The 24,224-nt window shown below is 71.9% G+C and carries 23 protein-coding genes; 11 read left to right on the forward strand and 12 right to left on the reverse strand.

Annotated elements, in window-relative coordinates; genetic code table 11:
* The first annotated feature begins 19 nt into the window (after window positions 1-19).
* Complete coding sequence (locus ABUW04_RS03065; protein ID WP_030258408.1) at window positions 20-808, forward strand: FadR/GntR family transcriptional regulator; 789 nt, start codon at window positions 20-22, stop codon at window positions 806-808.
* A 67-nt stretch (window positions 809-875) separates the two neighbouring features.
* On the opposite strand, the gene ABUW04_RS03070 is transcribed toward ABUW04_RS03065, so the two are convergent.
* The 10 genes from ABUW04_RS03070 to ABUW04_RS03115 all read right to left on the reverse strand — a co-directional run bounded on the left by ABUW04_RS03070 (window position 876) and on the right by ABUW04_RS03115 (window position 11,119).
* Window positions 876-2,117, reverse strand: coding sequence for a MaoC family dehydratase (locus ABUW04_RS03070; protein WP_380562417.1), 1,242 nt, complete (start codon window positions 2,115-2,117; stop codon window positions 876-878).
* Window positions 2,114-3,649, reverse strand: a complete 1,536-nt coding sequence (locus ABUW04_RS03075) for a class I adenylate-forming enzyme family protein (protein ID WP_380562419.1) — start codon at window positions 3,647-3,649, stop codon at window positions 2,114-2,116. Before ABUW04_RS03075 ends, ABUW04_RS03070 begins: the two co-directional genes overlap by 4 nt.
* 168 nt (window positions 3,650-3,817) lie before the next feature.
* A complete protein-coding gene (locus tag ABUW04_RS03080) occupies window positions 3,818-4,465 on the reverse strand; it encodes a hypothetical protein (protein ID WP_030258415.1) in 648 nt (215 codons plus the stop codon).
* Window positions 4,466-4,586: 121 nt separating this feature from the next.
* Window positions 4,587-5,378, reverse strand: a complete 792-nt coding sequence (locus ABUW04_RS03085) for an enoyl-CoA hydratase/isomerase family protein (RefSeq protein WP_380562421.1) — start codon at window positions 5,376-5,378, stop codon at window positions 4,587-4,589.
* A 13-nt stretch (window positions 5,379-5,391) separates the two neighbouring features.
* Window positions 5,392-6,909 carry a class I adenylate-forming enzyme family protein gene (locus tag ABUW04_RS03090; RefSeq protein ID WP_380562424.1) on the reverse strand — a complete coding sequence of 506 codons (1,518 nt, stop codon included), beginning with the start codon at window positions 6,907-6,909 and terminating at the stop codon, window positions 5,392-5,394.
* 11 nt (window positions 6,910-6,920) lie between these two features.
* Window positions 6,921-7,226: a hypothetical protein gene (locus ABUW04_RS03095; RefSeq protein ID WP_030258421.1), complete on the reverse strand. Its 306-nt coding sequence runs from the start codon at window positions 7,224-7,226 to the stop codon at window positions 6,921-6,923.
* Window positions 7,227-7,279: 53 nt separating this feature from the next.
* Window positions 7,280-8,056, reverse strand: coding sequence for a crotonase/enoyl-CoA hydratase family protein (locus ABUW04_RS03100; RefSeq protein ID WP_380562426.1), 777 nt, complete (start codon window positions 8,054-8,056; stop codon window positions 7,280-7,282).
* Window positions 8,053-9,036 carry an NADPH:quinone oxidoreductase family protein gene (locus ABUW04_RS03105; RefSeq protein ID WP_380562428.1) on the reverse strand — a complete coding sequence of 328 codons (984 nt, stop codon included), beginning with the start codon at window positions 9,034-9,036 and terminating at the stop codon, window positions 8,053-8,055. The genes ABUW04_RS03100 and ABUW04_RS03105 overlap by 4 nt, the downstream gene beginning before the upstream one ends.
* Window positions 9,037-9,107: 71 nt before the next feature.
* Window positions 9,108-10,271 (reverse strand): thiolase family protein, encoded by a 1,164-nt coding sequence (locus tag ABUW04_RS03110; RefSeq protein ID WP_380562430.1) that lies wholly within the window; start codon window positions 10,269-10,271, stop codon window positions 9,108-9,110.
* A 14-nt stretch (window positions 10,272-10,285) separates the two neighbouring features.
* Window positions 10,286-11,119, reverse strand: a complete 834-nt coding sequence (locus tag ABUW04_RS03115) for an enoyl-CoA hydratase/isomerase family protein (RefSeq protein ID WP_380562432.1) — start codon at window positions 11,117-11,119, stop codon at window positions 10,286-10,288.
* 102 nt (window positions 11,120-11,221) lie between these two features.
* Here ABUW04_RS03115 and ABUW04_RS03120 point away from each other — a divergent pair, with 102 nt between their 5' ends.
* Entirely contained in the window at window positions 11,222-11,995 is a 774-nt protein-coding gene (locus ABUW04_RS03120) for an SDR family NAD(P)-dependent oxidoreductase (protein ID WP_380562434.1), read from the forward strand.
* A gap of 28 nt (window positions 11,996-12,023) precedes the next feature.
* Here ABUW04_RS03120 and ABUW04_RS03125 read toward each other — a convergent pair whose 3' ends face one another.
* Window positions 12,024-12,464: a pyridoxamine 5'-phosphate oxidase family protein gene (locus tag ABUW04_RS03125; RefSeq protein ID WP_380563430.1), complete on the reverse strand. Its 441-nt coding sequence runs from the start codon at window positions 12,462-12,464 to the stop codon at window positions 12,024-12,026.
* A gap of 356 nt (window positions 12,465-12,820) precedes the next feature.
* Here ABUW04_RS03125 and ABUW04_RS03130 point away from each other — a divergent pair, with 356 nt between their 5' ends.
* From ABUW04_RS03130 to ABUW04_RS03165, 8 genes are read left to right on the forward strand one after another with little or no spacing between them, the layout of a single operon-like run.
* Entirely contained in the window at window positions 12,821-14,044 is a 1,224-nt protein-coding gene (locus ABUW04_RS03130; protein WP_380562436.1) for an amidohydrolase family protein, read from the forward strand.
* On the forward strand, window positions 14,037-15,713 hold the full coding sequence (locus ABUW04_RS03135; protein ID WP_380562438.1) for a thiolase C-terminal domain-containing protein: 1,677 nt from the start codon (window positions 14,037-14,039) through the stop codon (window positions 15,711-15,713). Before ABUW04_RS03130 ends, ABUW04_RS03135 begins: the two co-directional genes overlap by 8 nt.
* A gap of 50 nt (window positions 15,714-15,763) precedes the next feature.
* Window positions 15,764-16,996 carry a CaiB/BaiF CoA transferase family protein gene (locus ABUW04_RS03140; protein ID WP_380562440.1) on the forward strand — a complete coding sequence of 411 codons (1,233 nt, stop codon included), beginning with the start codon at window positions 15,764-15,766 and terminating at the stop codon, window positions 16,994-16,996.
* 39 nt (window positions 16,997-17,035) lie between these two features.
* Window positions 17,036-17,479: an FAS1-like dehydratase domain-containing protein gene (locus ABUW04_RS03145; RefSeq protein WP_380562442.1), complete on the forward strand. Its 444-nt coding sequence runs from the start codon at window positions 17,036-17,038 to the stop codon at window positions 17,477-17,479.
* Window positions 17,476-17,904, forward strand: a complete 429-nt coding sequence (locus ABUW04_RS03150) for a MaoC/PaaZ C-terminal domain-containing protein (RefSeq protein WP_380562444.1) — start codon at window positions 17,476-17,478, stop codon at window positions 17,902-17,904. Before ABUW04_RS03145 ends, ABUW04_RS03150 begins: the two co-directional genes overlap by 4 nt.
* The gene (locus tag ABUW04_RS03155) at window positions 17,901-18,782 is read left to right on the forward strand and encodes an SDR family oxidoreductase (RefSeq protein ID WP_380562446.1); all 882 of its coding nucleotides are present in this window, start codon (window positions 17,901-17,903) and stop codon (window positions 18,780-18,782) included. Before ABUW04_RS03150 ends, ABUW04_RS03155 begins: the two co-directional genes overlap by 4 nt.
* Window positions 18,779-21,250 carry a CaiB/BaiF CoA transferase family protein gene (locus tag ABUW04_RS03160; protein WP_380562448.1) on the forward strand — a complete coding sequence of 824 codons (2,472 nt, stop codon included), beginning with the start codon at window positions 18,779-18,781 and terminating at the stop codon, window positions 21,248-21,250. The genes ABUW04_RS03155 and ABUW04_RS03160 overlap by 4 nt, the downstream gene beginning before the upstream one ends.
* Window positions 21,247-22,254, forward strand: a complete 1,008-nt coding sequence (locus ABUW04_RS03165; RefSeq protein ID WP_380562450.1) for a DUF2889 domain-containing protein — start codon at window positions 21,247-21,249, stop codon at window positions 22,252-22,254. Before ABUW04_RS03160 ends, ABUW04_RS03165 begins: the two co-directional genes overlap by 4 nt.
* A 16-nt stretch (window positions 22,255-22,270) precedes the next feature.
* Here the strand turns inward: ABUW04_RS03165 and ABUW04_RS03170 are convergent, their stop codons facing one another.
* Window positions 22,271-22,975, reverse strand: coding sequence for a TetR/AcrR family transcriptional regulator (locus ABUW04_RS03170; protein ID WP_380562452.1), 705 nt, complete (start codon window positions 22,973-22,975; stop codon window positions 22,271-22,273).
* Between the two features lie 119 nt (window positions 22,976-23,094).
* On the opposite strand from ABUW04_RS03170, the gene ABUW04_RS03175 reads away from it, so the two are divergent.
* On the forward strand, window positions 23,095-24,222 hold the full coding sequence (locus ABUW04_RS03175) for an amidohydrolase family protein (protein ID WP_380562454.1): 1,128 nt from the start codon (window positions 23,095-23,097) through the stop codon (window positions 24,220-24,222).
* The last annotated feature ends 2 nt before the right edge of the window (window positions 24,223-24,224 follow it).

The raw sequence follows: 24,224 nt of genomic DNA on the forward strand, positions 1-24,224 counted from the left end.
ATTGAATACTATGAGTGCTATGAATGCAGGCCTGCAGGTAGGTCGGCCGGTGCGGGCGCCGAAGACCGCCGAGCTGATCGCGGCCCGACTGCGCCGGCAGATCGTCCGGGGCGACCTGCGGCCCGGCGACACCCTGCCCTCCGAGATCCAGCTGATGGAGCAGTTCGGGGTGTCCCGGCCCACCCTGCGCGAGGCGTTCCGCATCCTGGAGGCGGAGGCGCTGATCAACATCCGTCGGGGCAGCCGGGGCGGCGCGCAGGTCACCGCCCCGGACCTGTCGGTGGCCGCGCGCTACGTCGGCCTGCTGCTGCAGATCCAGGGCACCACCCTCGACGACGTCTACGAGGCCAGGATGATCGCCGAGCCGGCCTGCGCGCGGATGCTGGCGAAGCGGCGCACCGGTGCGGACCTCGCGGACCTCAGCGCGGTGGTGGGGCAGTTGGAGGCCGCCGTGGAGTCCCGTGACGACGCGGTGCCGGACCTGGCGGAGTGGTCGCGGCTGACCTACCGGTTCCACGAACTGGTGATGGAGCGCTCCGGCAACAGGACCCTGGCCATCCAGGGCGCGGTACTGCAGGACGTGGTGGGGATGCACACCACGGTGCGGGTGGCCCGCAACTTCGACGCGGCCGAGTCGCCGGAGCGGTTCCAACGCGCCATCAGGGCCTACAAGAAGCTGGTGGCCCTGCTCGACGCCAAGGACGCGGACGGGGCCGAGCGGCACTGGCGCAGCCATATGAAGGCGGCGGCGGACTACCTGCTCCGCGGCGAACTGCACAACAAGCCGGTGGTCGACCTGTTCGAGTGACTGCGGGTCAGCCGAACGCCCCGTGGTCCCACGCCCTGAGGGTGCGGGACCACGGGGCGCTTCCGGTTCAGTCCGCGAACCGGGCGATCTCGCTCTGCAGCAGGTCGAGCAGGTTGTCGGCCGGGGGCTGCGGGAGCTGCACCGCGGCGTCGCGGGTGGGCAGCAGCACCACGGCGGTGCCGGGTGTGGTGACCTCTCCGCGCTGGTTGCGGCAGTCCAGCTCCAGGTGGACCTCGTTGCGGCCGTGCGCCTGGACCTTGTCGACCACGGTGCCGTGCACCCAGGTGGTGTCGCCGATGTAGTTGAAGCGGCGGTGCTCGCAGCGCAGCCGGAACAGCCAGCCGTCGTCGCCCATCCAGTCGGTGAGCGCGTGGGTCAGCCAGGTCTCCCGCATCCCGCCGTAGTCGTAGCTCATCGGGATGCCCAGCTCCCGTGCCCGCTCCGGCTCCCAGTGCAGGCGCTGGACGGTGTCCGGGATGTTGCGGGCGTTGCGCGGGTACAGCCCCGGAGCCTTCCGGCGCACCTGGCGGGCCAGCGCGAAGGCGCCCGGCGGGGTGAGCTGCATGCCCCAGCCCAGGTGCCACACCACCACGTCGGTGACCGTCAGCGGCCCCTTGACCCGGGGCTGGATCTCCTCGCCGATCCGCACGTCCTCGAAGTAGCGGGGTTCGGCACCGCGGCGGGTCTCGCTGTCGTAGGCTGCGTCGATCGCGGCCAGCTCGTCGTCCGAGTACGGCGGGAAGGTGACGGGTGGCCGGCTCTGCGACCGCTCCTTGGAGCGGCCCCGTTCGGCGTGGATCCAGGTGCCGCGCTGCACGGTCACCACCGCGCCGTCGCCGTCGGCGAACAGCAGGCCGTCGGTGACGTGGGCGGCCCGGCCGCCGAAGGAGCTCTCCTTGACCTGGACGCCGACCTGGGCGCGGACGCTGGTGCAGCGGTCGCCCAGCCGCAGCGGGCGGTAGTACTCGAACTCCATCGCGGCCTGGTAGGCGCCCAGGCCCGCCAGCGGGTCGCCGCGCAGCTGCGCCTTGACCTCGGCGTCCTGTTCGATGGCGTTCTCGCCCATGGTGTAGAAGAAGTTGGGCGGGGCGATGGTGCTGCCCCAGCGGGTGGCCGGGCCGTGGCCCGGGTCGCACCACAGCGGGTTGTCGTCGCCGTAGCCGTGGGCGAAGTGGCGGATCCCGTCGGCGGTGACCTCCAGGTTGTGCGGGGCCAGCTGCTTCTTGGGCAGGCCGGTGCGGCGCCGGGCCCGCGCCACCGCCTCGTCGGTCAGCTGCCCGGCCCCGGTGTGGTCGGTCACGGCGCTCATGGCGTGCTCCTCGCGGATTCGAGTCCGGGTGCGGTGGCGAACAGGTCGCGCACCTCGGGACGGCTGACCTTCAGCGACGCGGTGCGCGGCAGTTGTTCGACGATCCGCAGGGCCACCGGCATCTGGTAGCGCGTCAGACGTCGGGTCAGGTGGTCCAGCAGTTCCTGCTCGGTGGCGGGGCCGCTGACCGTCACCGCGACGGCGGGGACCTCGCCGAGTCGTTCCTCGGGCAGTCCGACCGCTGCGGCGTCGCTGACCGCCGGATGGGTGCGCAGCGCGTCCTCGATGACGCTGGGCGGGATCTTGAAGCCGCCCCGGTTGATGGCGTCGTCCGCGCGGCCGTGGATGAAGAGGAAGCGGTCCGCGTCCAGGGAGGCCAGGTCGGTGGTGCGCAGCCAGTCCGGGCCGCTGGGCAGCTGCGCACCGCGCGCTTCGAGCAGGCCGACCGTGTCGCAGGGCAGCACCGCGCCCGAGTCCGGGTCCACGATCCGCAGTTCGATGCCGCGGTGGGCGCGACCCACGCTGCCGCGCTTGCTGCGGGCCCAGTCGCGGTGGTCGGCGAGCGACCAGCCGGCGATGGCGCCGGCGAACTCGGTGGCACCGTAGGTGGTCAGCAGCGGAACGCCGTAGCGCGCCTCGAACTCCTCGGACAGCTCGGGCGGCAGCGGGGCGGTGCCGGAGCCGATGGCGCGCACGCCCTCGAAGACCTCGGGCGGGATGCCGGTGCTCAGCACCATGCGGATGGCGGTGGGCGGCAGCCGCAGCTGCCGGGGGCGGTGGCGGCGGACCAGTTCGGCCCACGGCTCGACCTCGAACCGCTCCATCAGCACGACGGCGCGGCCCTCGACGGCGTGCGCCAGGGCGAAGTACAGGCCGCTGATGTGGGCGAGCGAGGACCACAGGATGACCCGGCCGGTCCGCAGCCGCGGCTCGTCCGCGAGCACGGTCCCGGCGGCGGTGAGCGAGGAGGTCACCTGGGGGTAGCTGAGCGCCACCCGCTTGGGCCGACCGGTGGTGCCGCTGGTGGTCATCAGCACGGCGGTGTCCTCGGCGGGCAGCGTGGCGGGGGCGGGCCGCCAGGCGTCGGGGAGCAGCAGCAGCGGAGCGTCGTCGCGGCACACCACCGGCACCGCGCGGACCTGTTCGGCGGCGCTGCGCAGGGCCGGCCGTCCCCAGTCCTGCGGTGCGGCGACGACCACGTCCGGGCGCAGCGCGGTGACCTCGTCGGCCAGGCCGGTGTCGCCACTGTGCGGGCTCAGGGTGACGACCTGTCGGCCGGTGGCCAGCGTGCCCAGCAGCGCGGCCAGCGGGCCGGGCCGGTTGCGCAGCACCACGCCCACCCGTCGCGCGCCGGGATGCGCCGCCAGCATCGCGTCCAGGTCGCGGGCCGCGGCCTCGAAGTACGACCAGGGGTGGTCGGTGTCCTCGAAGGTCAGCGCGGTCGCGTCGGGGTCGACGGTCAGCACCCGGCGGAGCCGGGCCGACAGCGCCGGCAGGTCGGGCCCCGGCGGTGGATGTTCCAGGTTCGTCATATGGCCTCTATCCGAGTAGCAGCCCCTCCGTGCTCGGAATAGTAGCAAAGAACAAAGTAAATTAGTAAACTGATTCAGCGATTCAAGAGGGTGCTGCGAGGGCCGCGGCGGCGCATGCGGAACAGGCCCATGACGACGTCATGGGCCTGCGGGAAGAGCGAGGGTGCGTCAGGCGGCGCAGCCGGCCTTGGAGAAGGTGAAGGCGGCGAAGGGGTCGGTCACGGTCGCGGCGACCATCCGGATCAGATCCGCGGCCCGCCCGACGATCGGGCCGGGAACCGACTCGACGTCAGGACAGCCGCCGCCGGCCAGCAGCGCCAGCGAGTCGTCGTAGCGGACCAGCGCGGACCAGGTGCTCTCGGCCGCCGGGTCCACGTCCACCACCTCGCGGTCCCGGGCGCGGGCCTGCTCCAGGGCGTCGGCGACCAGCTCGACCTGCTGCTCGGCGTCGCAGGCCGGACCGGGCCGGTGTCCGCCGGGGAAGAAGAAGTTGGGGAATCCGGCCGCCATCACCCCCAGATAGCTGCGCGGACCGTCGGACCAGTGGTCGGCCAGCGTCCGCCCCCGGCGTCCGTGCACGCCCAGGCTGACCGGCTCGCAGGCGGCCACCACGAAGCGGGCCCGGAACCGGGTGCCGCAGGCGGCGACGACGTCCCAGTTCCCGGTCGGCTCGTCGAAGACCGCCGAGAGCACCTCCTCGTCGAGCAGCGAGGCGCGGAAGCCGCGGGAACGCATCCGGACCACCTGGGACAGGGCGACCTCGCTCGCGCCGATCACCAGGACATCGGCCGCACCTGAATCGGTCCATCCGTGCATGAACGCTCCAGCTCCACAACGCCGTGGGTCTCGACTGTGTACCGACCGGTCCAAACAATCGAGACCTCAAACTAATGGAGCTGCCTGCCCCGGGCAAGGCTCGCGACAGCATTCTTGATCTTCAGCGGAGCTTCCAGTCCGGCTTGACGAATCCCTCGCGGGACACCGCGGGCATGCCGATCGGGTTCCCGATCGTGGTGTAGTTCCAGCCGACCGCCTGCGCGGTCTCCCGGTCCAGGTCCAGCGTCTCCCAGATCGCCTTCACCGTTCCCTGCACGGCGGCCGGCGGCTTGGCGGCGATGATCCGGGCCAGGGCGTCGGCGCGCGCCCAGAGTTCGCCCTGCGGCACCAGCTCGGAGACCAGGCCGATCTCGCGCGCCCTGGCCGCCGACATCCGCTCGTCCAGCCCGATCAGCGCCCAGCGCAGCACCTCCCCCAGCGGGATCCGGCGGGCCAGGCCGATCGGTTCCAGGGCCGAGGTCATCCCGTAGGAGACATGCGGGTCGAAGAAGGTGGCGTCGTCGGAGCTGATCACGATGTCCGACTCGTTGATCCAGTAGAAGGCCCCGCCGGCCACCATGCCGTGCACGGCGGTGACCACCGGCTTCCACACCTTGTTCTGCTTGGGGCCCAGCCCGCGGCCCGGGTCCTCCTGGCTCCACACGTTCTCGGCCTTGACGATGCCGTCGGTGACGTCCACTCCGCTGCTGAAGGCCCGGTCACCGGCCGCCCGCAGCACCACCACGTGGATCGCGTCGTCGGTGCGCACCCGCGCCCAGATCTCGCGGAACTCCTCCACCATGGCCTGGTTGAAGGCGTTCAGCCGGTCCGCGCGGTCCAGGGTGACCGTCGCGATGTGGTCCTGGACCTCGAACAGCACCGTCGTGTAGTCGCGCTCGTCGTCCCGCGCCATCAGTCGGACCTCCTCAGACCGGGACACCGTCGGCCCCGTTCGCCCGCGCCACCGCATCGGCCACCCTGCGGCGGATCAGCTTGCCGGTCTCGGTGCGCGGCAGTTCCTCGACGAACCAGAAGCGGTCCGGCGTCCTGCTCGAACGCAGCGTCAGCCTAGTGAAGTCCCGCAGCTCCCCCGCGTCCACCGGGGACCCGGGACGCGACACCACGGCCGCCTCGATCCGCTGGCCCCACTCCCGGTCGGCGACACCGAACACCGCCGCGTCCTGCACCTGCGGATGGCGCAGCAGGACCTCCTCGATCTCGGCGGGCGCCACGTTCTCCGCCCCCCGGATGATGGTGTCGTCCGTGCGGCCGCCGAGGAAGAGATAGCCCTCGGCGTCCAGGTACCCCTCGTCCCGGGTGTCGAAGAACCCCTGCTCGTCCAGAGCCTGTCCGATGCCCGCGTACTCGGCGGAGATCTGGCCGCCGCGCACGAAGACGCGGCCGGGCTCCAGCGGGCCGAGCGGGTTTCCCTCCGGGTCCCGGATCTCGATCTCCACGCCGGGCAGCGCCCTGCCGGCCGAGCGCAGCCGGGCCCGCCCGGCGGGGTCGGTCGCCGCCTGGGCGCGGCGATGGTCCTCCGGACCCAGCAGGGCGATGGTGGAGCTGGTCTCGGTCAGCCCGTAGGCGTTCACGAAGCCGACCTCGGGCCAGGTCGCCAGCGCCTTCTCGATCACCGGGCCGGGCATCGGCGCGCCGCCGTAGGACAGCGACCGCAGCGAGGGCAGCGAGACGTCCTGGTCCGACTCGACGAGGCGGGCCAGCATGGTGGGGACCACCATGGCGTTGGTGACCGCCTCCTCGCGCACCGTGCGCAGCCACTCGGTGGGGGTGAAGCCCTCGATCACCACGGTGCGCCGGCCGGCGAACAGATTGGTGATCACATTGGCCACGGCGGCGATGTGGTACGGCGGGACGCTGACGAGTGCGGCCTCCTCCTCGCCGGCTGCGGCGAACTCCACTGTGCCCAGGACGTAGGAGACCAGGTTGCTGTGGCGCAGCAGCACGCCCTTGGGTTCCGAGGTGGTACCGCTGGTGTAGATCACCGCGGCGACCCCGTCCCCGTCCCCGTCGTCGCCCGGCTCCTCGACCCGACCGCTGCCGGACGCAGCCGTCTCCAGCCACTCCTGCGGGGTGATCGACGGGATCCCGGCGCGCTCCAGGTGGATGCGGGCGCCGGGGTCGGCCACACCCAGGGCGTTCGGATGCTTCGTCAGCAGTGCTGCGAGCTGCTGCTCCCCCAGCCGGAAGTTCAGCGGCACCAGCGGGACCCCGGCCCTGGCCGCCGCGAACAGCGCGACCGGGAAGGCCGGGCCGTTCACCCCCAGGTAGACCAGCGAGTCGGCCCCGCGCTCGCGCAGCGCGTGGGCTCCTGCGTGTGACCGCCGGGCCAGCTCGGCGCCGGTGATGCCGGCCTTCCTGCCCCCGATCAGGACCCGGTCACCGAACCCGTCGGCGGCCATGTCCAGCAGTGTCGACAAGCGCATCGGACGCCCCCTCAGTCCGAGGCCGGCAGCGGCTTGGCCTGCTGGGTCTGCAGCGGGATCCCGTCCAGGGCCAGCGTGCCCTTGCCCTGCTTGGTGCAGAGGACCTGGATCCTGCCGCCCTCGTCGGCGTACCGCTTGCCCAGCACCGTTCCGCCCTGCAGGGCCGGATCGGCCGGCACGGCGGTCACCGCCGCGCCCGAGGCCACCATCTCGACGCCGCCGCAGCTCAGCGCCGTGTCGCCGTCGGGCGCCCGGATCACGACCACTGCGGTCGTGTCGGTGGCGCTGACCAGCATCAGACCGGGCCGAAGAATCATGGTGTTCGCTCCTCAAGTGAACTCTGGACGGGTGGGTCGGTCGGCCTGTCTGCTCAGCGCCCGCGCCACACCGGCCGCCGCTTCTGCGCGAAGGCCGCGGCCCCTTCGCGGGCGTCCTCGGAGTCGAAGACCGGCCGGTAGAGCTGTTCCTGCTTGGACCATCCCTCGTCGACGCTCCAGTCGGCCTGCTGCTGGGCGATCTGCTTGGTCACGGCCACCGCCAGCGGGCCGTTCGCGGCGATCGCGGCGGCGAGTTCCAGCGCGCCCTTGAGTGCCTCGCCGTCCGGGGTGACCCGGTTGACCAGGCCGAGGGCGGCCGCCCGGTCGGCGGTGACCAGATCACCCGTCAGCAGCAGTTCCAGGGCCACCGCGTGCGGGATGCGCCTCGGCAGCAGCATCGCCGCGCCGCCGCCGGCCACCAGTCCGCGCTTGACCTCGGGGACGCCGAACCGGCTGGACTCGCCGGCCACGGCGAGGTCGCAGGCCAGCATCAGTTCGAAGCCGCCCGCCAGCGCCCATCCCTCGACTGCGGCGATCAGCGGCTTGCGCGGCGGGGCCATGGTCACCCCGGCGAAGCCGCGGCCCGGGATGAAGGGCTTGTCGTCGTTGAGCCAGGCCTTCAGGTCCATACCGGCGCAGAAGGTCCCGCCCGCTCCGGTCAGCACGCCGACCCGCAGCTCCTCGTCCGCGTCCAGTTCGTCGACGGCCGCGGCGATGGCGCGGGCCGTGGCGCCGTCGACGGCGTTCCGGGAGCCGGGGCGGTTGATGGTGATGATCTGGATGCCCTCGCGCCGTTCGACCAGTACCGGGGTCAGGTCCGGGTCCGTCATCGTTCGCCCTCCTCGGAGATCCGGATCACGATCTTGCCGGTGTTCACCCGGTCGGCGACCCGCTGGAGCGCGTCGCCGACCTTCTCCAGCGGGTGGACCTCGGACACCAGCGGCCGCATGCCCTGGGCGACCAGCTCGGCCAGGTGCTCGCGGGCCCGCGCGGTCTCCTCGGGCAGCCGCTGGGTCCAGGTCCGCAGCTCCAGGCCGCGGACGGTGACGTTCTTCAACAGCACCAGGTTGAGCGGGATGCTCGGGATACCCCCGGCGAAACCGATCGTCACCAGGCGTCCGCCCCAGCGGATCGCGCGCAGCGCGGGCTCGGTCCAGCGGTCGCCGACCGGGTCCAGGACCAGGTCGGCGCCCTCACCGGTGATCTCCTTGATGCGCTTCTTGAGGTCCTCGGCGGCGTAGTCGATGCCGGCCTCGGCGCCCAGCCTGCGGCAGACCTCCAGGCGTTCCGGGGAGGAGGCCGCCGCGATCACCCGGGCCCCCAGCCGTACCGCGAGGTCCACGCAGGCCGTGCCGACGCCGCCGGCTGCCCCGAGCACCACCACCCACTGTCCGGGCTGCACCCCGCCGGCGGTCACCAGCCCGTGATAGGCCGTCAGATAGGCCACCCGGAAGGAGGCCGCCTCGGCCATCGACAGTCCCTCGGGGATCTTGGAGACCGATCCGACCGGTGCGACCACCTGCTCGGCCATCGCCCCGGTGGCCACGGAGCCGTGGACCAGGTCACCGATCTCGAAGCCGTCGACCCCCTCCCCCAGCGCCGCGACCCGGCCGGCGAACTCGCTTCCGGGGGTGAACGGGAGCGGCACCGAGACCTGGTACTGGTCGGCGATGAAGAGCAGGTCGGGAAAGTTCACGGCGGCGGCCGCAACGTCGACCAGGACCGTGCCCGGTCCGGCCCGCGGTGCCTCGATGTCCCGCACGACGATGTCGGCGGGGCCGCCGTACACCTCACAGCGAGCGGCTCTCATGGATCCTCCAAGGTGGGACTCCAGGGTGGGAACTGCAGATCTCCTGACGGGCCGGGGCCCCGGACGGGGTGTCACACCTCGATCACCACCGCGCCGCCCTGCCCGCCCGCCGCGCACATGGCCGCGACCGCCACTCCCCCGCCGCGGCGGCGCAGTTCGTGGACGAGGGTGGTGAGCATCCGCGCCCCGGACGCGGCGACCGGGTGTCCCAGGCTGCAGCCGCTGCCGTGGATGTTGACCCGCTCCTCGTCGATCCCCAGCTTTCGGCAGGCAGCGATGGGGACCGAGGCGAAGGCCTCGTTGATCTCCCACAGGTCGACGTCGGCGACGCGGTAGCCGGCCCGGTCCAGCACCTTGGGGATCACCTCGCCGGCGGCCATCCCGGTCCGGTGCGGGGCGACGCCGACGGCCGCCCAGGCCCTGACCCGGGCCAGCGGCCGCAGTCCACGTTCGGCGGCGAGGTCCGAGCCGGCCACGACCAGGGCGGCGGCCGCGTCGTTGACGCCGCTGGCGTTGCCCGCGGTGATGCTGAACCCGTCGATCCCGGGCCGCAGCGGCTTCAGGCCGGCCAGCTTGTCCAGGGTCGACCCGCGGCGTGGGTGCTCGTCGGTCGAGAACCGTACCGGGCTGCCGTCGAGCACCACGTCGACCGGAACGGTCTCGTCGGCGAAGAGCCCGGCGTCGATGGCGGCCACGGCCCGGTCGTGCGACCGCTTGGCCCAGGCGTCCATCTCGGCGCGGGTGATGCCGGCCTCCTGGGCGGTGTTCCAGCCGACGGCCACGGCCACGTCGTCGTTGGCGTCCTGGTAGTACGGAAAGGTCGGGGCGAATCCGGTGCGCCGCTCGTCGCTGCCGGGGACGCGCCAGGACAGGGCGGGGTTCATAGACGCGGAGTGGGTGCCGCCGGCGATGACGGCGCGGTCCATCCCGGCCCTGACCGACGCCGCCGCGTTGCCGACCGCGGCCAGGCTCGCGGCGCAGTGCCGGTTCACCGCCTGCCCGGGGACGTGGGCGAGGCCCGCGGCGACCGCGGCGTAGCGTGCGATGTCGCCGCCTCCGGCCAACTCCTCGGCCAGGATGACGTCGTCGATGTCCTGGGCGGACAGCCCCGAGCGCTCCAGCGCGGCCCGCAGCACCACGGTGGCGAGTTCCTCCGCGGGGGTGTCGCGCAGGGTGCCTTTGAAGGACGTGGCGATCGGCGTGCGTACGGCGCTGAGGATGACTGCCTCGTTCATGCCTGTCTCCTTGCTCATGCCCGGCCGCCGCGGCGCAGGTCGTCGGGGACCCATTCCGGGGAGCGCCTCTCGATGAAGGCGCTGAAGCCCTCCCTGGACTCGGGGCGCTGCAGGCTGTCGAACATGGCGATCCGGTCGTGCAGTCCGACGTACTGGTCGAGGACGCGCTTGACGTCGCGTCGGGCCAGCGGCGCGGTGCGGCAGCATTCGGCGAGCACCTCGGTGGCCGCGTCCATGAGGTCGGTGTGCGGGACGACCCGGCTGACCAGTCCCCAGTCGAGGGCTTCCTGGGCGGTCAGGGTCCGGCCGGTCATCATCAGGTCGCGGGTCCGTACCGGGCCGACCAGGCGCGCCAGTACCTGCGCGAAGTAGGTGTCCGAGATGCCGCGCAGCAGTTCCGGCACCCGGAAGGTCGCGCGCTCGCTGACCACCGCGACATCGGAGCACAGCGCGATCATCAGACCGCCGCCCTGGCAGATCCCGTTCACCGCGCAGACCACCGGTTTGACGCTCTGTCGCAGCACGTCGAAGGGCACCACGTCGATCGCGCCGGGGACGCCGCCCAGTTGCAGCCAGTTGTCGCCGGCGTTCTTGCCCAGGTCGCCGCCGGGGATGAAGACGTCGCCGGTGCCGGTGATCAGCAGTCCGGCGATGCCGGGGTCGGCGTCGACACGGCGGACCGCGTAGCGCACCCCGAAGTACATCGCCGGGGAGAGGGCGTTGCGCGCCTCGGGGCGGTCCACGACCAGGTGGGCGAACGGGCCGTGGCGGTCCAGGCGCAGGTGCGGGGAGCCGAGCCAGTCCCCGTCGGGCGGGCGCGGCAGTTCCTCTGCTACGGCCTGAGTCATGCGGCCCCCTTCGGCTGTAAGGTCGTTCAGTTGAATGATTGCACTATAGACATTAGCCTGCCCCATGGCGAGACCGGAAGATCCGGACAGGAGAGACGGTTGATGAGCACCGGGAAGTCCGAAGAATTGGAGCACCGGGGCAAGGTCGCCCTGGTGACCGGAGGCGCCCGCGGCTTCGGCCGGGCCTTCGGTGCGGCGCTGGCCGTGCGCGGCGCCCGGGTGGTCCTGGCCGACATCGACGCAGACGCCGCAGCGGCGACCGCGGCCGAACTGCGTGCCGACGGCGCGAGCGTCGAGGGACTCGCCTGCGATGTGGCCGACGAGGACCAGGTGAACTTGATGGTCCGGCAGATCACCGCCTCGCACGGCGGCCTGGACCTGCTCGTCAACAACGCCGGCCTGCACTCGGCCGCGTTCAACAAGCCGTCCGAGGAGATCGGCGTCGCCGGGATCCGCCGGCTGTTCGACGTCAATGTGATGGGCGTGCTCATCTGCTCCCTCGCGGCGAAGGCGGCGATGCGCGGACGGCCCGGCGGCGCGATCGTCAACATCTCCTCCTCCGCCGCCTACGCCAACCGGACCGCCTACGGGGTCTCCAAGCTCGCCGTGCGCGGCCTGACCGCGTCCCTGGCTCGCGAGTTCGCCTCCGACGGCATCCGGGTCAACGCGGTCGCGCCCGGGCTGATCTTCACCGACACCATCCGGAAGGAGCTGCCTGCCGCCGAGGCGCAGCGGGTGCTGGGCCAGCAGATACTGCAGCGTGAGGGGCGGGAGGAGGACGTCGTCGAGGCGGTCCTGCATCTGCTCTCGTCGCGGGCGTCGTTCGTGACCGGCGAGACCGTCCGGGTGACCGGCGGCTTCGCGCTCTCGCTGTGAAGCGCGCCGGTTGCCCTGGCGGCACGGGTCAGCGTGGCATCTTGCGGAAGTCCCAGCTGGTCAGCTTCTCCGGGGTCAGCCGCAGCCATCCGTGCCGTCCGTCGGCGTGGAAGGTGTCGCCGCCGGTGTACTTGCGGGCGAACAGCAGTTCCGGCTCGGCCAGTTCGGCGGCGAGTTCACGGTGCGGCTCGGCCTGTCGCGGGATCTCGCCGACCGATTCGACGCTGCCGGACAGCTCCACCCCGCGCAGCTCGGCGAAGCCGACCCCCGCGTCGACCACCACGGCGACCCGGGGGTCCCGGGCGAGGTCGGTCCAACGCTGGCTGCGCACCAGGGAGTTCAGCCACAGCGAGGTTCCGTCCCAGACGAACCACAGCGGGGCTACATGGGGCCTGCCGTCGGCGCCGCAGGTCGCCACCCGGCAGGTGCGCTCGCCGCCCAGGAACTCGTCCACCTCCGCCGGGGTCATCGCGATCGCCCGGCCCCGGCGCTGCCGGGCCGGTGCGGGGCGGTAGTTGAGGAATCCCGCCTCACCGGGGTTGGCCGAGGCGAACCCCGTGTTGCGCTCAAGCGCCCTGCGCAGTTCGCGCAGCCGGGCCTGGATCTGCACGGCCTCCTCGCCCGGCGAGGCGGCCAGCAGGTCCGCCTCCACCTGCTCGATCTCGGTCCGCAGTCGTGCGCCCGACTCGTTGAAGGTCAACAGGTCGTGGTCCTCGTCATCCCGGGCTCCGGCGTCCAGCACTGTGGTCCTCCTGGGTGGTCCAGCCTTTACGAGACAGTTGAATAGGTTACATAATATAGCTAGCTGAGAGACAAGGATGCGCGATGCCGCTTCAGGACCACATGCAGATCATCTCGGTCGACGACCACCTCATCGAGCACCCGCGGGTGTTCAGCGACCGCCTGCCCAAGAAGTTCCTCCAGGAGGGCCCGAGGATCGTCGAGGACGAACAGGGCTGCCACGTCTGGCACATGGAGGACAAGGTCTTCCCCTACATCGGGCTCAACGCCGTCGCCGGCAAGTCCCCCGAGCAGTTCGGGCTGGAGCCGCTGCGCTTCGAGGACATGATCCCCGGCTGCTACGACCCCGCCGCCCGGGTGAAGGACATGGACCTGGACGGCGTCCAGGCGGCCTGCTGCTTCCCCTCCTTCCCCGGGTTCGGCGGCCGGGTCTTCCTGCGCGCCAACGACAAGGACCTGGGGCTCGCCTGCATCAAGGCCTGGAACGACTTCAACATCGACGAGTGGTGCGCGACGGCGCCCGACCGCTACGTACCGCTGTCGATACTCCCGCTGTGGGACGTGGACCTGGCCGCGGCGGAGCTGCGGCGGGTGGCGGCCAAGGGCTCCCGTACCGTCTCCTTCCCCGACAGCCCCGTCCCGCTGGGCCTGCCGTCCTTCCACAGCGACCACTGGGGTCCGCTGTGGGACGCCTTCGAGGAGACCGGTATCCCGGTCAGCCTGCACTTCGGCTCCGGCAGCTTCGTCCCCGGCTTCTCCGCCTCGGCCGCCGCCCTCGCGCCGAACGCCTCCGGCAAGGAGTACCAGTCGGTGTCGGCACGCTACGATCCCGCGGCCAAGGGCCCCAAGGACGAGGCACCCACCGCCGCCTCCTTCGCGGTCTACGCCACCAACCTGATGTGGACCACGGTCGACCTGGCCCTGTCCGGGCAGCTGCAGAAGCACCCCGGGCTGAAGTTCATGCTCGCCGAGGGCGGCATCGGCTGGCTCCCCTACATCAGCGAGCGGGTGGACAACGTCTGGCAGCAGCACCGTCACTACCAGGCGATCGACTTCGACACCCGCCCCAGCGACCTGATCAGGAAGCACTTCTGGGGCTGCTACATCAGCGACGAGTTCGGCCTGAAGAACCGTCACGAGATCGGCGTCGACCGCATCTGCGTCGAGGTCGACTATCCGCACTCCGACTCGATGTGGCCGAACAGCCGCAAGATCATCGCCGAGTCGCTGCTCCAGGTGCCGGACGACGAGGCGCACCGGATCGTCGAGCTGAACGCCCGTGACGTCTTCAACTTCCCGCGTGTCTGAGCCAGCCGGTCGGCCCGGGCCGCAGTACACCCGTCCACTGCCCCAACCGACCCTGGCCAGCTCGGAGTTCTGGGCCGCGGGCAGCGACGGGACCCTGCACGTCCTGCGCTGCGCGCACTGCGGCGGCTACACGCATCCGCCGCTGCCGCGCTGCCGGATCTGCCGCGGCGCCGCCCTGAAGCTCTCGCCGGTGTCGGGGCGCGCCGTGGTGGTCGGATTCACCGTCAACCACCAGCAGTGGCTGCCCGCGTTCCCGCCGCCGTACGTCGTCGCGATCGTCGCCCTGGAGGAGGACGACGGGGTCCGCCTCACCACCAACCTGGTCAACTGCGACCCGGACGAGGTGCACGTGGGCCTGCCGGTCCGGGTCGTGTTCGAGACGGTCGACGACATCGCCCTGGCGCTGTTCGAGCCCGACCCGGAACGGCAGGGGACCACGCCTCCGCTGCCCGAGCCGGAGGACCTCTCGGTCCACCTGCGCCCGATGGCCTCGCCCGCCAAGTTCGAGGACCGGGTCGCGCTGACCGGCGTGGGCCAGTCGCGGGTGGGGCGCAGGCTCATGGTCGACCCACTGTCCCTGACCGTCGACGCCTGCCTGCAGGCCGTCGAGGACGCCGGGCTGACGCTGGACCAGATCGACGGGCTCTCCACCTACCCGGGCAGGTCCGGTCCCCCCGGCATGTCGGAGGGCGGCATCCCGCCGCTGGTCGAGGCTCTGCAACTGCGCCCGACCTGGTTCAACGGCGCCGGGGACACGCCGGGCCAGGCCGGTGCGGTCATCGCCGGCATGCTGGCGGTGGCCTCCGGGCTGTGCCGCCATGTGCTCTGCTACCGGACCGTGTGGGAGTCCTCGCACGCGGCGATGGTGCGCGACGGACGCTGGGACGCCCCGGGCGGCCGCGCCACCGGAATGCTGGAGGACCGGGCGCCCTTCGGCGCCATGTCCGCCGCCAACTGGATCGCCATGCAGGCCTCCCACTACTTCCACCGCTACGGCGGCGACCGCTCGGCCCTGGGCTGGATCTCGGTCACCCAGCGCCAGGGCGCCGGCCGCAACCCCGAGGCCGTGCTGCGCACACCGCTGACCCTGGACGACTACTACGCGGCCCGGATGGTGTCCACGCCCTTCGGCCTCTACGACTGCGACCTGCCGGTGGACGGGGCGGTGGCGGTCGTGGTGTCCGCGGTCGAGACCGCGGCCGACCGCCCCAAGCCCCCGGTCCTGGTCGAGGCGGTCGGCACCCAGATCCTGGAACGCCCGAGCTGGGACCAGGGCACCCTCACCCACGAACCGCTGGTGCTGGGCCCCGCCCGCCACCTGTGGAGCCGCACCTCGCTGCGCCCCGACGACATCGACGTCGCCCTGCTCTACGACGGCTTCACCTTCAACGCCGTGTCCTGGCTGGAGGCCCTGGGCTTCTGCGAACCGGGCGGCGCCCAGGACTTCATCGACCAGGGCCGCGGCATCGCCCTGGACGGACGGCTCCCGCTCAACCCCCACGGCGGCCAGCTCTCAGCGGGACGCCTGCACGGCTTCGGCTTCCTGCGGGAGGCGATGCTGCAACTGCGCGGCGAGGCCGACGGCCGCCAGGTCGCCTCCCCCGACGTCGCAGTGGTCACCACCGGCGGCGGAGCCCCGGGCAGCGCCCTGCTGCTGCGCCGCGCCTGAGCCGTCGCGCCACCCGGCGACGGCACGATCAAACGAGGAGAGCAACGACCATGCACCAACCCATGCAGGGCATACGGGTCCTCGAAGTGGCCCAGTTCACCTTCGTCCCCGCGGCCGCCGCGGTCCTCGCCGACTGGGGGGCGGAGGTGGTCAAGGTGGAGCACGCCGAACGCGGGGACGGACAACGCGGCCTGGTCAACGTCCTGGGCGTGGACGCGATCGTCGACGGCAGCAGCTTCTCCCCGATCTTCGAGGGCCCCAACCGGGGCAAGCGCAGCATCGGCCTGGCACTGGAGAAGCCCGAGGCCCGCGCGATCCTGGACCGGCTGATCGAGCAGAGCGACGTCTTCCTGACCAACTTCCTCCCGGACGCCCGCGCCAAGCTGCACATCGACCTGGAGGACGTCCGCAGGGTCAACCCGGACATCATCTACGTCCGCGGCTCCGGCTTCGGGGCCCGCGGGGCGGAGGCGACCAAGGGCGGCTACGACATGACCGCCTTCTGGGCCAGGTCCGGCAGCGGCGCCGGAGCCACCCCGCAGGAGGCCGCTCGGCTGGCGCCGATGCCGGCCGGCGGCTACGGCGACAACCTCGGCGGGATGACCATCGCCGGCGGCATCGCCGCCGCCCTCTACGCCCGCGCCACCACCGGCGAGACCTCCGTGGTCGACGTCTCCCTGCTCGGGGTCGGCGCCTGGGCCACCCAGTTCACCGTGAACCTGGCCCTGATGGCCGGCGGCCCCCCGCCGCGTCCCCCGGTGCCCCGGCACGGCTCGGCCAGGAACCCGCTGGTCGGCAGCTACCGCACCTCGGACGGACGCTGGCTGCTGTTCTCCATGCTGCAACCGGGCCGCTACTGGGGCGAGTTCTGCACCGTGGTGGACCGTCCGGACCTGATCACCGACCCGCGCTTCGACACCGTCGAGAAGCTCATGGCTGACGCCCCGCAGGCGGCCGAGATCATCGCGGAGATCATCAGCGGCCGGACCTTCGACGAGTGGGTCTCCCTGTTCGACGGTATCGAGGGCCAGTGGGCGATCGTCCAGGACGCCTGGGGAGTCGCCAACGACACGTCGCTGCGCGAGAACGGCATGATCGCCACCGTCCGGGACAGCGACGGCGTCGACCGCGAACTGGTGGCCAACCCGGTCCAGTTCGACGAGACGCCGGCCCGGCTGCGCCGGGGACCCCAGTTCGCCGAGCACACCGACGAGATCCTGCGCGACCTCGGCCTGACGGACGAACAGCTGATCGAGCTGAAGATCGCCGGCGCGGTCACCTGAGCCGCCTGACTGATCACCAAGGAGCAGATGATGGCAGTGATGCCCATCGAATGGGGCAAGGTACGCGAGTACGCGCAGGCGACGGGGGCGGCGCGGCCGGAGTACCTGGACGACCCGCACGCCCCGGTCCCGCCGACCTTCCTGGCGACGGTGGTGTTCTGGACGCCCATCGGCGAGAGCCTGCGCTCCCCGCAGGTGCTGAAGGCCTGCGCGGAAGCCGGAGTGGAGGCAGGTAGGCACTCCCTGCTCTCGCTGGAGCAGGAGTACGTCTACCACGGTGCACTGCCCCGGGCCGGCGACCGGCTGCACGCCTCGGAGCAGCTGCGCGACGTGCGCGTCAAGCAGACCAGGAGCGGGCGGGCCATGGTCGTGGTCCGGTTCACTGTCTCCTTCCACGACGAGCCGGTCCTCCAGGACGGGCAGGGCGAACTGCGCGCCGAGTGCCGGTACACCTCGGCCTACCTCCAGCGGGAGCACCCATGATCGACCCGGTACCCGGCGCCACCCTGCCGGAACGCAGCTTCGGCCCGGTCACCGCGACCGACATCGTCCGCTACCAGGGCGCCAGCGGCGACATGAACCCGATCCACCACGACGACGACTTCGCCCGCGCGGCCGGCTACCCCGCCGCGTTCAGCGCCGGGATGCTCAGCGCCGGCTGGCTCGCCGCCTACTGCACCGAGCACCTGGGGGAGACCGGTGTGCGCCGCTACCGCACCAGGTTCCGCGAGGTGGTCCACCGCGGCGACACGCTGACGGCGTCGGCGAAGGTCGTCCGGGTCTTCGAGGTCGACCGCGAGCAACGGGTGGAACTGGCGATCCGGCTCCGCAAGGCCGGCGACGGATCGGTGGTCGTGGACGGAACGGCGGAGTTCGCACTGCAACCACAGGGAGCACAGCAACCATGACGACGAACCCCAACGCACGGCCGGGGCAGCCGACCGCGCTGGTCATCGGCGGCGGCGGGATGGGCATGTCGACCGCCCGCCGCCTGGGACAGTCCCACCGGATCGTGCTGGCCAGCCGGTCCGCGAAGGCGAACGAGGAGCGGGAGGCCGCACTGCGCGAGGACGGCGTGGACGCCGTCGCCGTCGAGTGCGACGTGACGGATCCGGCCTCGGTCGCGGGGCTCGCGGAGTTCGTGGCCGAGCGCGGCCCGCTGCGCACCCTGGCCCATGTCGCCGGGCTCTCCCCGTCGATGGACGACTGGCACGGCATCTTCAGCGTGAACCTGATCGGCACCGCGCTGATGGAGAGCGCCTGCCTGGGCCTGGCGGCCCCGGGCAGCGCGGCGGTGTTCGTCTCCTCCTCCGCCGGCCACCTCGCCGACCCTCCGGCCCAGGAGGTCACCGAGGTGCTGGACGATCCGCTGGCGCCGGACTTCTTCAGCCGTCTCGACCGGCTCTTCACCCCGGAGGAGCAGACGCCGCTGCAGGCCTACCGGCTCTCCAAGTTCGCCCTCAACCGGATGTGCCGCCGCCAGGTGTCGGCCTGGGGCGCCAAAGGCGCACGGATCGTCTCGGTCTCCCCCGGACCGATCGCCACCCCGATGGGCGCCCGGGAACTCGACGGGCCCAACAGGGAGGTCAAGCTGGCGCTGATGCGGCGACTGCCCATCGCCCGCGAGGGGACCATGGTGGAGACAGCCGACGCGATCGAGTTCCTGGCCTCCGACCGCGCCTCCTACATCACCGGCATCGACCTGCTGGTCGACGGCGGCCTGGTCGCGGCGACCCGCCCCGATCCGACGTCCCGCGTCCACGGAGCTCACGGAGCGTCAGAGTGACCGCCGGGACCCGGCCTGCCACCAGCGCTCCCCTCGCCGGGCTGCTCGTCGTCGACCTCTCGACCACCCTGCCGGGCGCACAGGCCACGCAGTTCCTGGCCGACGCGGGCGCGGACGTCGTCCTGGTCGAGCCGCCGGGCGGCAGCCCACTGCGCGCCGACCCCGGCTGGCCCGGGCTGCTGCGCGGCAAGCGCAGCATCACCCTGGACATCGGCCTGGACTCCGAGGACCGCCCCGTCCTGGACGGCCTGCTGCTCCAGGCCGACGTGCTGGTCACCACGATGCGGCCGGCCGCAGCCGAGCGGCACGGTTTCACCGCGCAGCGCCTCGCCGAGGCCTATCCCCGCCTGGTGGCCGCGAAGATCACCGGCTGGGGGTCGCACGGCCCGTGGGCCGACTACAAGGGCTACGAGAGCCTGGTCATGGCCAAGACCGGGGTCATGCACTCGAAGCGGCAGCTGTCACCGGGCCCCGATCCGGCCTACGTCTCCACGCCGTACGCCTGCTACGCCGCCGCGCAGACGGCGGTCCAGGGCATCCTCGCCGCGCTGTTCGAGCGCGAGAGCAGCGGCCTCGGCCAGGTGGTCGAATCCGACCTGGTGTCGAGCGTGGGCGCGCTGGACCCGTACAACTGGTTCTACGAGATGATCCTGCACCGCTACCCCGATGCCTTCACCCCGCAGATCGCGGCCTTCGACGCGCAGGGACGGCCGCAGACACGGCTGATGTACGCCCTGCTGGTCGCCGCGACCAAGGACGGCACCTGGCTGCAGTTCGCCCACACCGCGCCGCGGCTGATGCAGGCCTGGCTGGAGGAGCTGGGCCTGGCGGACGAGCTGAAGGATCCGAAGTGGACGGACTTCCCCGACCTGCCCACCCCCGAGCTGCGCTTCGAGTGGTGGACCAGGATGCTGGCCGAGGTCGGCGCCCGGACCCTGCCGGAGTGGGAGGCGACCTTCGCACGCAACTCCAACGTCTTCGGTGAGCAGTTCCGCACACCCGACCAGGCCCTCGACCATCCGCAGATCCTGCACGAGGGCCGGGCGGTCACCGTGGACGACCCCGACCTGGGCCCCGTGCGCCAGCCCTCGACGCTGGTGCACGCGGCCGGGCGCCCGCTCACCGAGATCCGCCGCGCACCGAGACCGGGCGAGCACAGCGAGGAGCTGCGCCGGCTGGCCGCCCAGGCTGTCCCCGAGCTTGAGACACCGTCAGCACAGGGCCCTGCTGCGGGAACCGGCGGCCTTCCGCTGGCCGGGGTCACGATCCTGGAGCTGGGCGGGATGTTCGCCGCACCCTACGGCGCGACCCTGCTGACGGATCTCGGCGCACGCGTCATCAAGGTCGAGCCGCTGGAGGGCGACACCATCCGCTCGGTCATGGCCTTCCCCGAGGCCGGCGGCGCCAAGGTGCTCCAGGGCAAGGAGAGCATCGCGCTCGACCTCCGCACGCCCGAGGGCCTGGCCGTCGTCCTCGACCTGGCCCGGCGCAGCGACCTGGTGCTGCAGTGCTACCGCGCCGGCGTCACCGAGCGCCTCGGCATCGACGAGGCCTCGCTCAAGGCCGTCAACCCCGACCTGGTCTACCTCAACTCCCCCGGCTACGGCATCGACGGACCCTACGGTCACAAGCCGGCCTACGCGCCCTCCATCGGCGCCGCCTCGGGAATCGCACTGACGGACGCGGCCACGGCCGGGGCCAGCCCGGCCAACCAGGAGGAGTTGCTGCGCGGGGCACGCGAACGGTGGGCCGGCGGCGCCGTACCTGCCGTCCAGGCCGACGGGATCGCCGCGCTGAGCGTGGGTTCCGCCCTGCTGCTGGGCCTGTACGCCAGACAGCGGGGCATCGCCCTGACCGGCATGGTGACCACCATGCTCGGCAGCTGCACCCAGGCACTCATCGGCCGCAACACCAGCTATGCCGACCGGCCCCCGCTGACCAGGGTCGACGACGGCTTCCAGGGCACCGGTCCGCTGCACCGCCTCTACCGCGCTTCGGACGGCTGGGTCTTCCTCGCGGCCTCCGCCGAACGGGACTGGTCCGCACTGGCCACCGCCCTGAGCAGCCACAGCGACCTTGGCGACGAGCGCTTCTCCACCGCTGACGCACGCGAGGCCAACGGCGACGCACTCACCGACGTGCTCAGCCGCATCTTCGCCACCCGGACCAAGGACGCCTGGGAGGCGGACCTGACCGCCCGCGACGTCGGCTGCGTCGCCGTCTGCCAGGAGAACGCCGAATGGCGGATGCAGTCCGACGAGTTCTACCGGGCCGGCTACGCCGTGGATGCGGTGAGCCCCATCTTCGACGAGCACCGGCGGCTGGCTCCGCTCAGCCGCTTCTCGCGCTCGGCGGTCAAGGCGGACGCCGGCTGCACCCTGGGCCAGCACACCGACGCACTGCTGCGCGAGCTGGGCCGCAGTGCCGAGTCCATAGCGGACCTTCGCAGCAGGGACGTGGTGCGATGAGCCTCCCCGTACCCGAAGAGCTGAGGCCGACCGGATCCGTTCTGTCGGCACCGCTGCGGCGGCCCGGATCCGTCCGCCGCACCTCCACCATGGACTTCACCTGGCCGGACGGCCTGGGCGGCGACACCGTCCTGGACGGCCGTGCCCGCGACCTGCTGACCCTGAGCGATGGCTCGGCCGGAGCTGTCGCCGAGGCCCGGCTCGGCATGGTCAGCGATCCGCGACGGGTGGTCCGGACGATCACCTCGACGCCCCCGCTGCCGCTGTTGCGGGACCTGGTGGGCGAGTCGGCCATGTCGGGCTTCCGGGCCCGGATGTCCGTGCCGGCGGCGGCCGAGGCCGCTGCCGGCACCCCGCTGCACCTGCTGCTCGACGACGTCCCCGGCGCCACCCTGGTCTCCGGCTCCGCGTTCCAGCGCTGGTACGACCCCGAGCTGTACCGCGAGCTCAAGGCCGACGTGAGCCGGCGGGTGATGACCGACGTCTGCACCGGATACCAGCGCGGCTCCAGCGCCCTGCGCCAGGACGGCACCCTGATCTGGCGTCAGAATCGGGCACTAGCCGTGGACATCGGTGCCGTGGACGACGACCTCGCCTGGCACGAGTACCCGGTCCACACCGGGGTGGCCATGCGCCGCGCGCGCCGGATCGACGTCTGGATCGACGGCTCCACCGTCCATGTCGACGCCTTCTTCCAGGACTCCTCGACCCTCCCCGAGGGCGGCCGCCAGTCGATCCACGAGTACAGCCTGACGGCGCAGGCCGATCTGGACTCGCAGACCCTGCGCGCGGTCGCCCCCGTCGCCCGGGTGCTGCCCTACGACGAGTGCCCGCTGGCCGTCCTCAACGTCGGGGCACTGGTCGGGCAGCCGCTCGGCGGGCTGCGCCAGGCCGTGCTGAAGCGCCTGGCCGGCCCGCTGGGCTGCACCCACCTGAACGACATGCTGCGTGCCCTCGCCGACGTTCCGTCACTCTCCGCGCGGCTGACGGATCCCGCCGCCTGACGCCGGCAGGCACAGCTCAGCCGCGGCCCTCCGGGGTACCCGGCTCCTGCCCCATGAGCTCCGCTGTCGCAGCCGACAGCGGAGCCGTGAGCATGCCCACCCAGCCGTCGACGTAGTTGCTCAGCTGGGCCTCGCTGATGTGGTGCCGGCCGCGTGCCAGTTCGGCCAGGAGGTTGAGCACGCTGTTGTACAGCTGCACCTGGCGGCCCCGCCGGGCCCGCTCGGGCAGCGCGGCCATCAGGTCGGGGACCAGGTCTCCGAGCAGGCCGAAGGACGAGTCGTCGGCGCCCTCGGGAAGGTACTGCGCGAAGGTCCGCGGGTTGGCGCTCACCCGGGCCAGGAACGGAACGAACATCTCCCCCGCCTCGATGCTCTCGACCAGCGGCCGCACGATCAGCCACACCGCCGCCCAGGGGTCGCCGGGTACCCCCTGGGCGCGGACCTCGCTGAGCAGTTCGGCCCGCCGGGCGTTGATCCGCACGTAGCGGAACGCGATCAGGGCGCGCACCAGGCCGGCCTGCGAACCGAAGTGATAGGCGATCACGGACGAGTTCGACTGCCCCGCCTCGGACCGGATCTGCTGCAGGGTGACGGCCTCGATGCCGTTCAGGGCGAAGAGGCGCTCGGCGGTCACCATGAGCAGCTCGCGGGTGGCGTCTCCGGCGGAGTGGCGGCGCCTGCGCCGCACGTCCCGGTCGTGGTCGTGATCGTGGTCGGACATGACCAAAAGATAAGGGACTGCTCTTAGAAAAGGTAGACAGTTAAATAATTGAGTGGAATGCTCGATGCGACCGACACACCTGAGCGGCCTCGCGCCGCCTGCGCTGCGGAGGGCCCTGCATGCCCAAACTCTGGACGAACTCCGGCGATTCGCACTTCCTCGAACCGGAGGACCTGTGGGAGTCGCGACTGCCCCGACGGCTCGCGGCCTTGACCCCGAAGGCCGCCAAGGATCCTGACGGCGAGTACGAGACCGTGCACGTGGACGGTCAGAGCTTCCGCCGCAAGCTGCCCACCTCGGCGGCGGTGACCTTCCTGGAGGAGAGCCGCAAGGCGGCCGGCATCCGTGACGCCAGGCTCCGGCTGGGCGACCTGGACCAGGAGGGGGTCTGGGCCGAGGTGATCTTCCCCTCGCTGGGCATGTGGGCCTCCACCTTCCGCACCCCCGAACTGCTGAAGGCCTGCATGCGGGCCAGCAACGAGTGGGCCCTGGAGGAGGTCGCATCGGTGTCCGACCGCTACGTGGTCACCGCCCAGGTCTCCACGCTCACGGTCGAGGACGCCGTGTCCGAACTGGAGTGGGCGGCCGAGCAGGGCTTCAAGGCGGTGTTCCTGCCGACCCGGCCGCACCCCAGCGCCCCCGACTGGCACCGGAACGAATGGGAGCCGTTCTGGGCCGCAGCCGAGCGGGCCAACATGGTGCTCGCCATCCACATCGGCACCGACCCGGTCGACTTCACCTCCGAGCGCGTCGGCGTCGCCTACCGCGGGCCCGGCGGCGCGGTGATGAACTACACCGAGACCACCTTCTCCGGCCAGCGCGCCGCCATGAAGCTGGTGGCCTCCGGCGCGCTGGACCGGCACCCGGACCTGAAGGTGCTGATCTCCGAGGGCGGGGCCACCTGGATCCCGTTCCTGGGCGACCGGATGCGCGAGGGCTACCGGCAGCACCGGATGGCGGTGCGCCCGGAGCTGAAGCGGGACCCCAAGGACATCCTGATGACCCAGGTCTACGCGTCCTTCCAGCATGACGAGAGCGCCGTAGCGGCCTTCGACGCGATGGGCTACCGCAACGTCATGTTCGGGTCGGACTACCCGCACATGGAGGGCACCTACGGCCACACCCAGGACACCCTCAAGCAGCTGTTCGACGGCGTCAGCGAGGAGACCCGGCTGCGGATCACCCAGGGGGCGTTCCTGGAGCTCTTCCCGCACGTGCCGCCGGTTCCCGTCGACGAGACGGTCTGACC

Source organism: Streptacidiphilus jeojiensis, assembly GCF_042510965.1.
Lineage (GTDB): Bacteria > Actinomycetota > Actinomycetes > Streptomycetales > Streptomycetaceae > Streptacidiphilus > Streptacidiphilus jeojiensis.

Excerpts from the sequence above, each read along its gene's own strand:
- ABUW04_RS03110 (WP_380562430.1), bottom strand. The coding sequence starts at position 10,271 with ATGAACGAGGCAGTCATCCTCAGCGCCGTACGCACGCCGATCGCCACG.
- ABUW04_RS03145 (WP_380562442.1), top strand. The coding sequence starts at position 17,036 with ATGCCCATCGAATGGGGCAAGGTACGCGAGTACGCGCAGGCGACGGGG.
- ABUW04_RS03175 (WP_380562454.1), top strand. The coding sequence starts at position 23,095 with ATGCCCAAACTCTGGACGAACTCCGGCGATTCGCACTTCCTCGAACCG.
- ABUW04_RS03065 (WP_030258408.1), top strand. The coding sequence starts at position 20 with ATGAATGCAGGCCTGCAGGTAGGTCGGCCGGTGCGGGCGCCGAAGACC.
- ABUW04_RS03090 (WP_380562424.1), bottom strand. The coding sequence starts at position 6,909 with ATGCGCTTGTCGACACTGCTGGACATGGCCGCCGACGGGTTCGGTGAC.
- ABUW04_RS03100 (WP_380562426.1), bottom strand. The coding sequence starts at position 8,056 with ATGACGGACCCGGACCTGACCCCGGTACTGGTCGAACGGCGCGAGGGC.
- ABUW04_RS03115 (WP_380562432.1), bottom strand. The coding sequence starts at position 11,119 with ATGACTCAGGCCGTAGCAGAGGAACTGCCGCGCCCGCCCGACGGGGAC.
- ABUW04_RS03130 (WP_380562436.1), top strand. The coding sequence starts at position 12,821 with ATGCCGCTTCAGGACCACATGCAGATCATCTCGGTCGACGACCACCTC.
- ABUW04_RS03150 (WP_380562444.1), top strand. The coding sequence starts at position 17,476 with ATGATCGACCCGGTACCCGGCGCCACCCTGCCGGAACGCAGCTTCGGC.
- ABUW04_RS03125 (WP_380563430.1), bottom strand. The coding sequence starts at position 12,464 with ATGACCCCGGCGGAGGTGGACGAGTTCCTGGGCGGCGAGCGCACCTGC.
- ABUW04_RS03095 (WP_030258421.1), bottom strand. The coding sequence starts at position 7,226 with ATGATTCTTCGGCCCGGTCTGATGCTGGTCAGCGCCACCGACACGACC.
- ABUW04_RS03155 (WP_380562446.1), top strand. The coding sequence starts at position 17,901 with ATGACGACGAACCCCAACGCACGGCCGGGGCAGCCGACCGCGCTGGTC.
- ABUW04_RS03105 (WP_380562428.1), bottom strand. The coding sequence starts at position 9,036 with ATGAGAGCCGCTCGCTGTGAGGTGTACGGCGGCCCCGCCGACATCGTC.
- ABUW04_RS03085 (WP_380562421.1), bottom strand. The coding sequence starts at position 5,378 with ATGGCGCGGGACGACGAGCGCGACTACACGACGGTGCTGTTCGAGGTC.
- ABUW04_RS03075 (WP_380562419.1), bottom strand. The coding sequence starts at position 3,649 with ATGACGAACCTGGAACATCCACCGCCGGGGCCCGACCTGCCGGCGCTG.
- ABUW04_RS03170 (WP_380562452.1), bottom strand. The coding sequence starts at position 22,975 with ATGTCCGACCACGATCACGACCACGACCGGGACGTGCGGCGCAGGCGC.
- ABUW04_RS03140 (WP_380562440.1), top strand. The coding sequence starts at position 15,764 with ATGCACCAACCCATGCAGGGCATACGGGTCCTCGAAGTGGCCCAGTTC.
- ABUW04_RS03070 (WP_380562417.1), bottom strand. The coding sequence starts at position 2,117 with ATGAGCGCCGTGACCGACCACACCGGGGCCGGGCAGCTGACCGACGAG.
- ABUW04_RS03080 (WP_030258415.1), bottom strand. The coding sequence starts at position 4,465 with ATGCACGGATGGACCGATTCAGGTGCGGCCGATGTCCTGGTGATCGGC.
- ABUW04_RS03120 (WP_380562434.1), top strand. The coding sequence starts at position 11,222 with ATGAGCACCGGGAAGTCCGAAGAATTGGAGCACCGGGGCAAGGTCGCC.
- ABUW04_RS03165 (WP_380562450.1), top strand. The coding sequence starts at position 21,247 with ATGAGCCTCCCCGTACCCGAAGAGCTGAGGCCGACCGGATCCGTTCTG.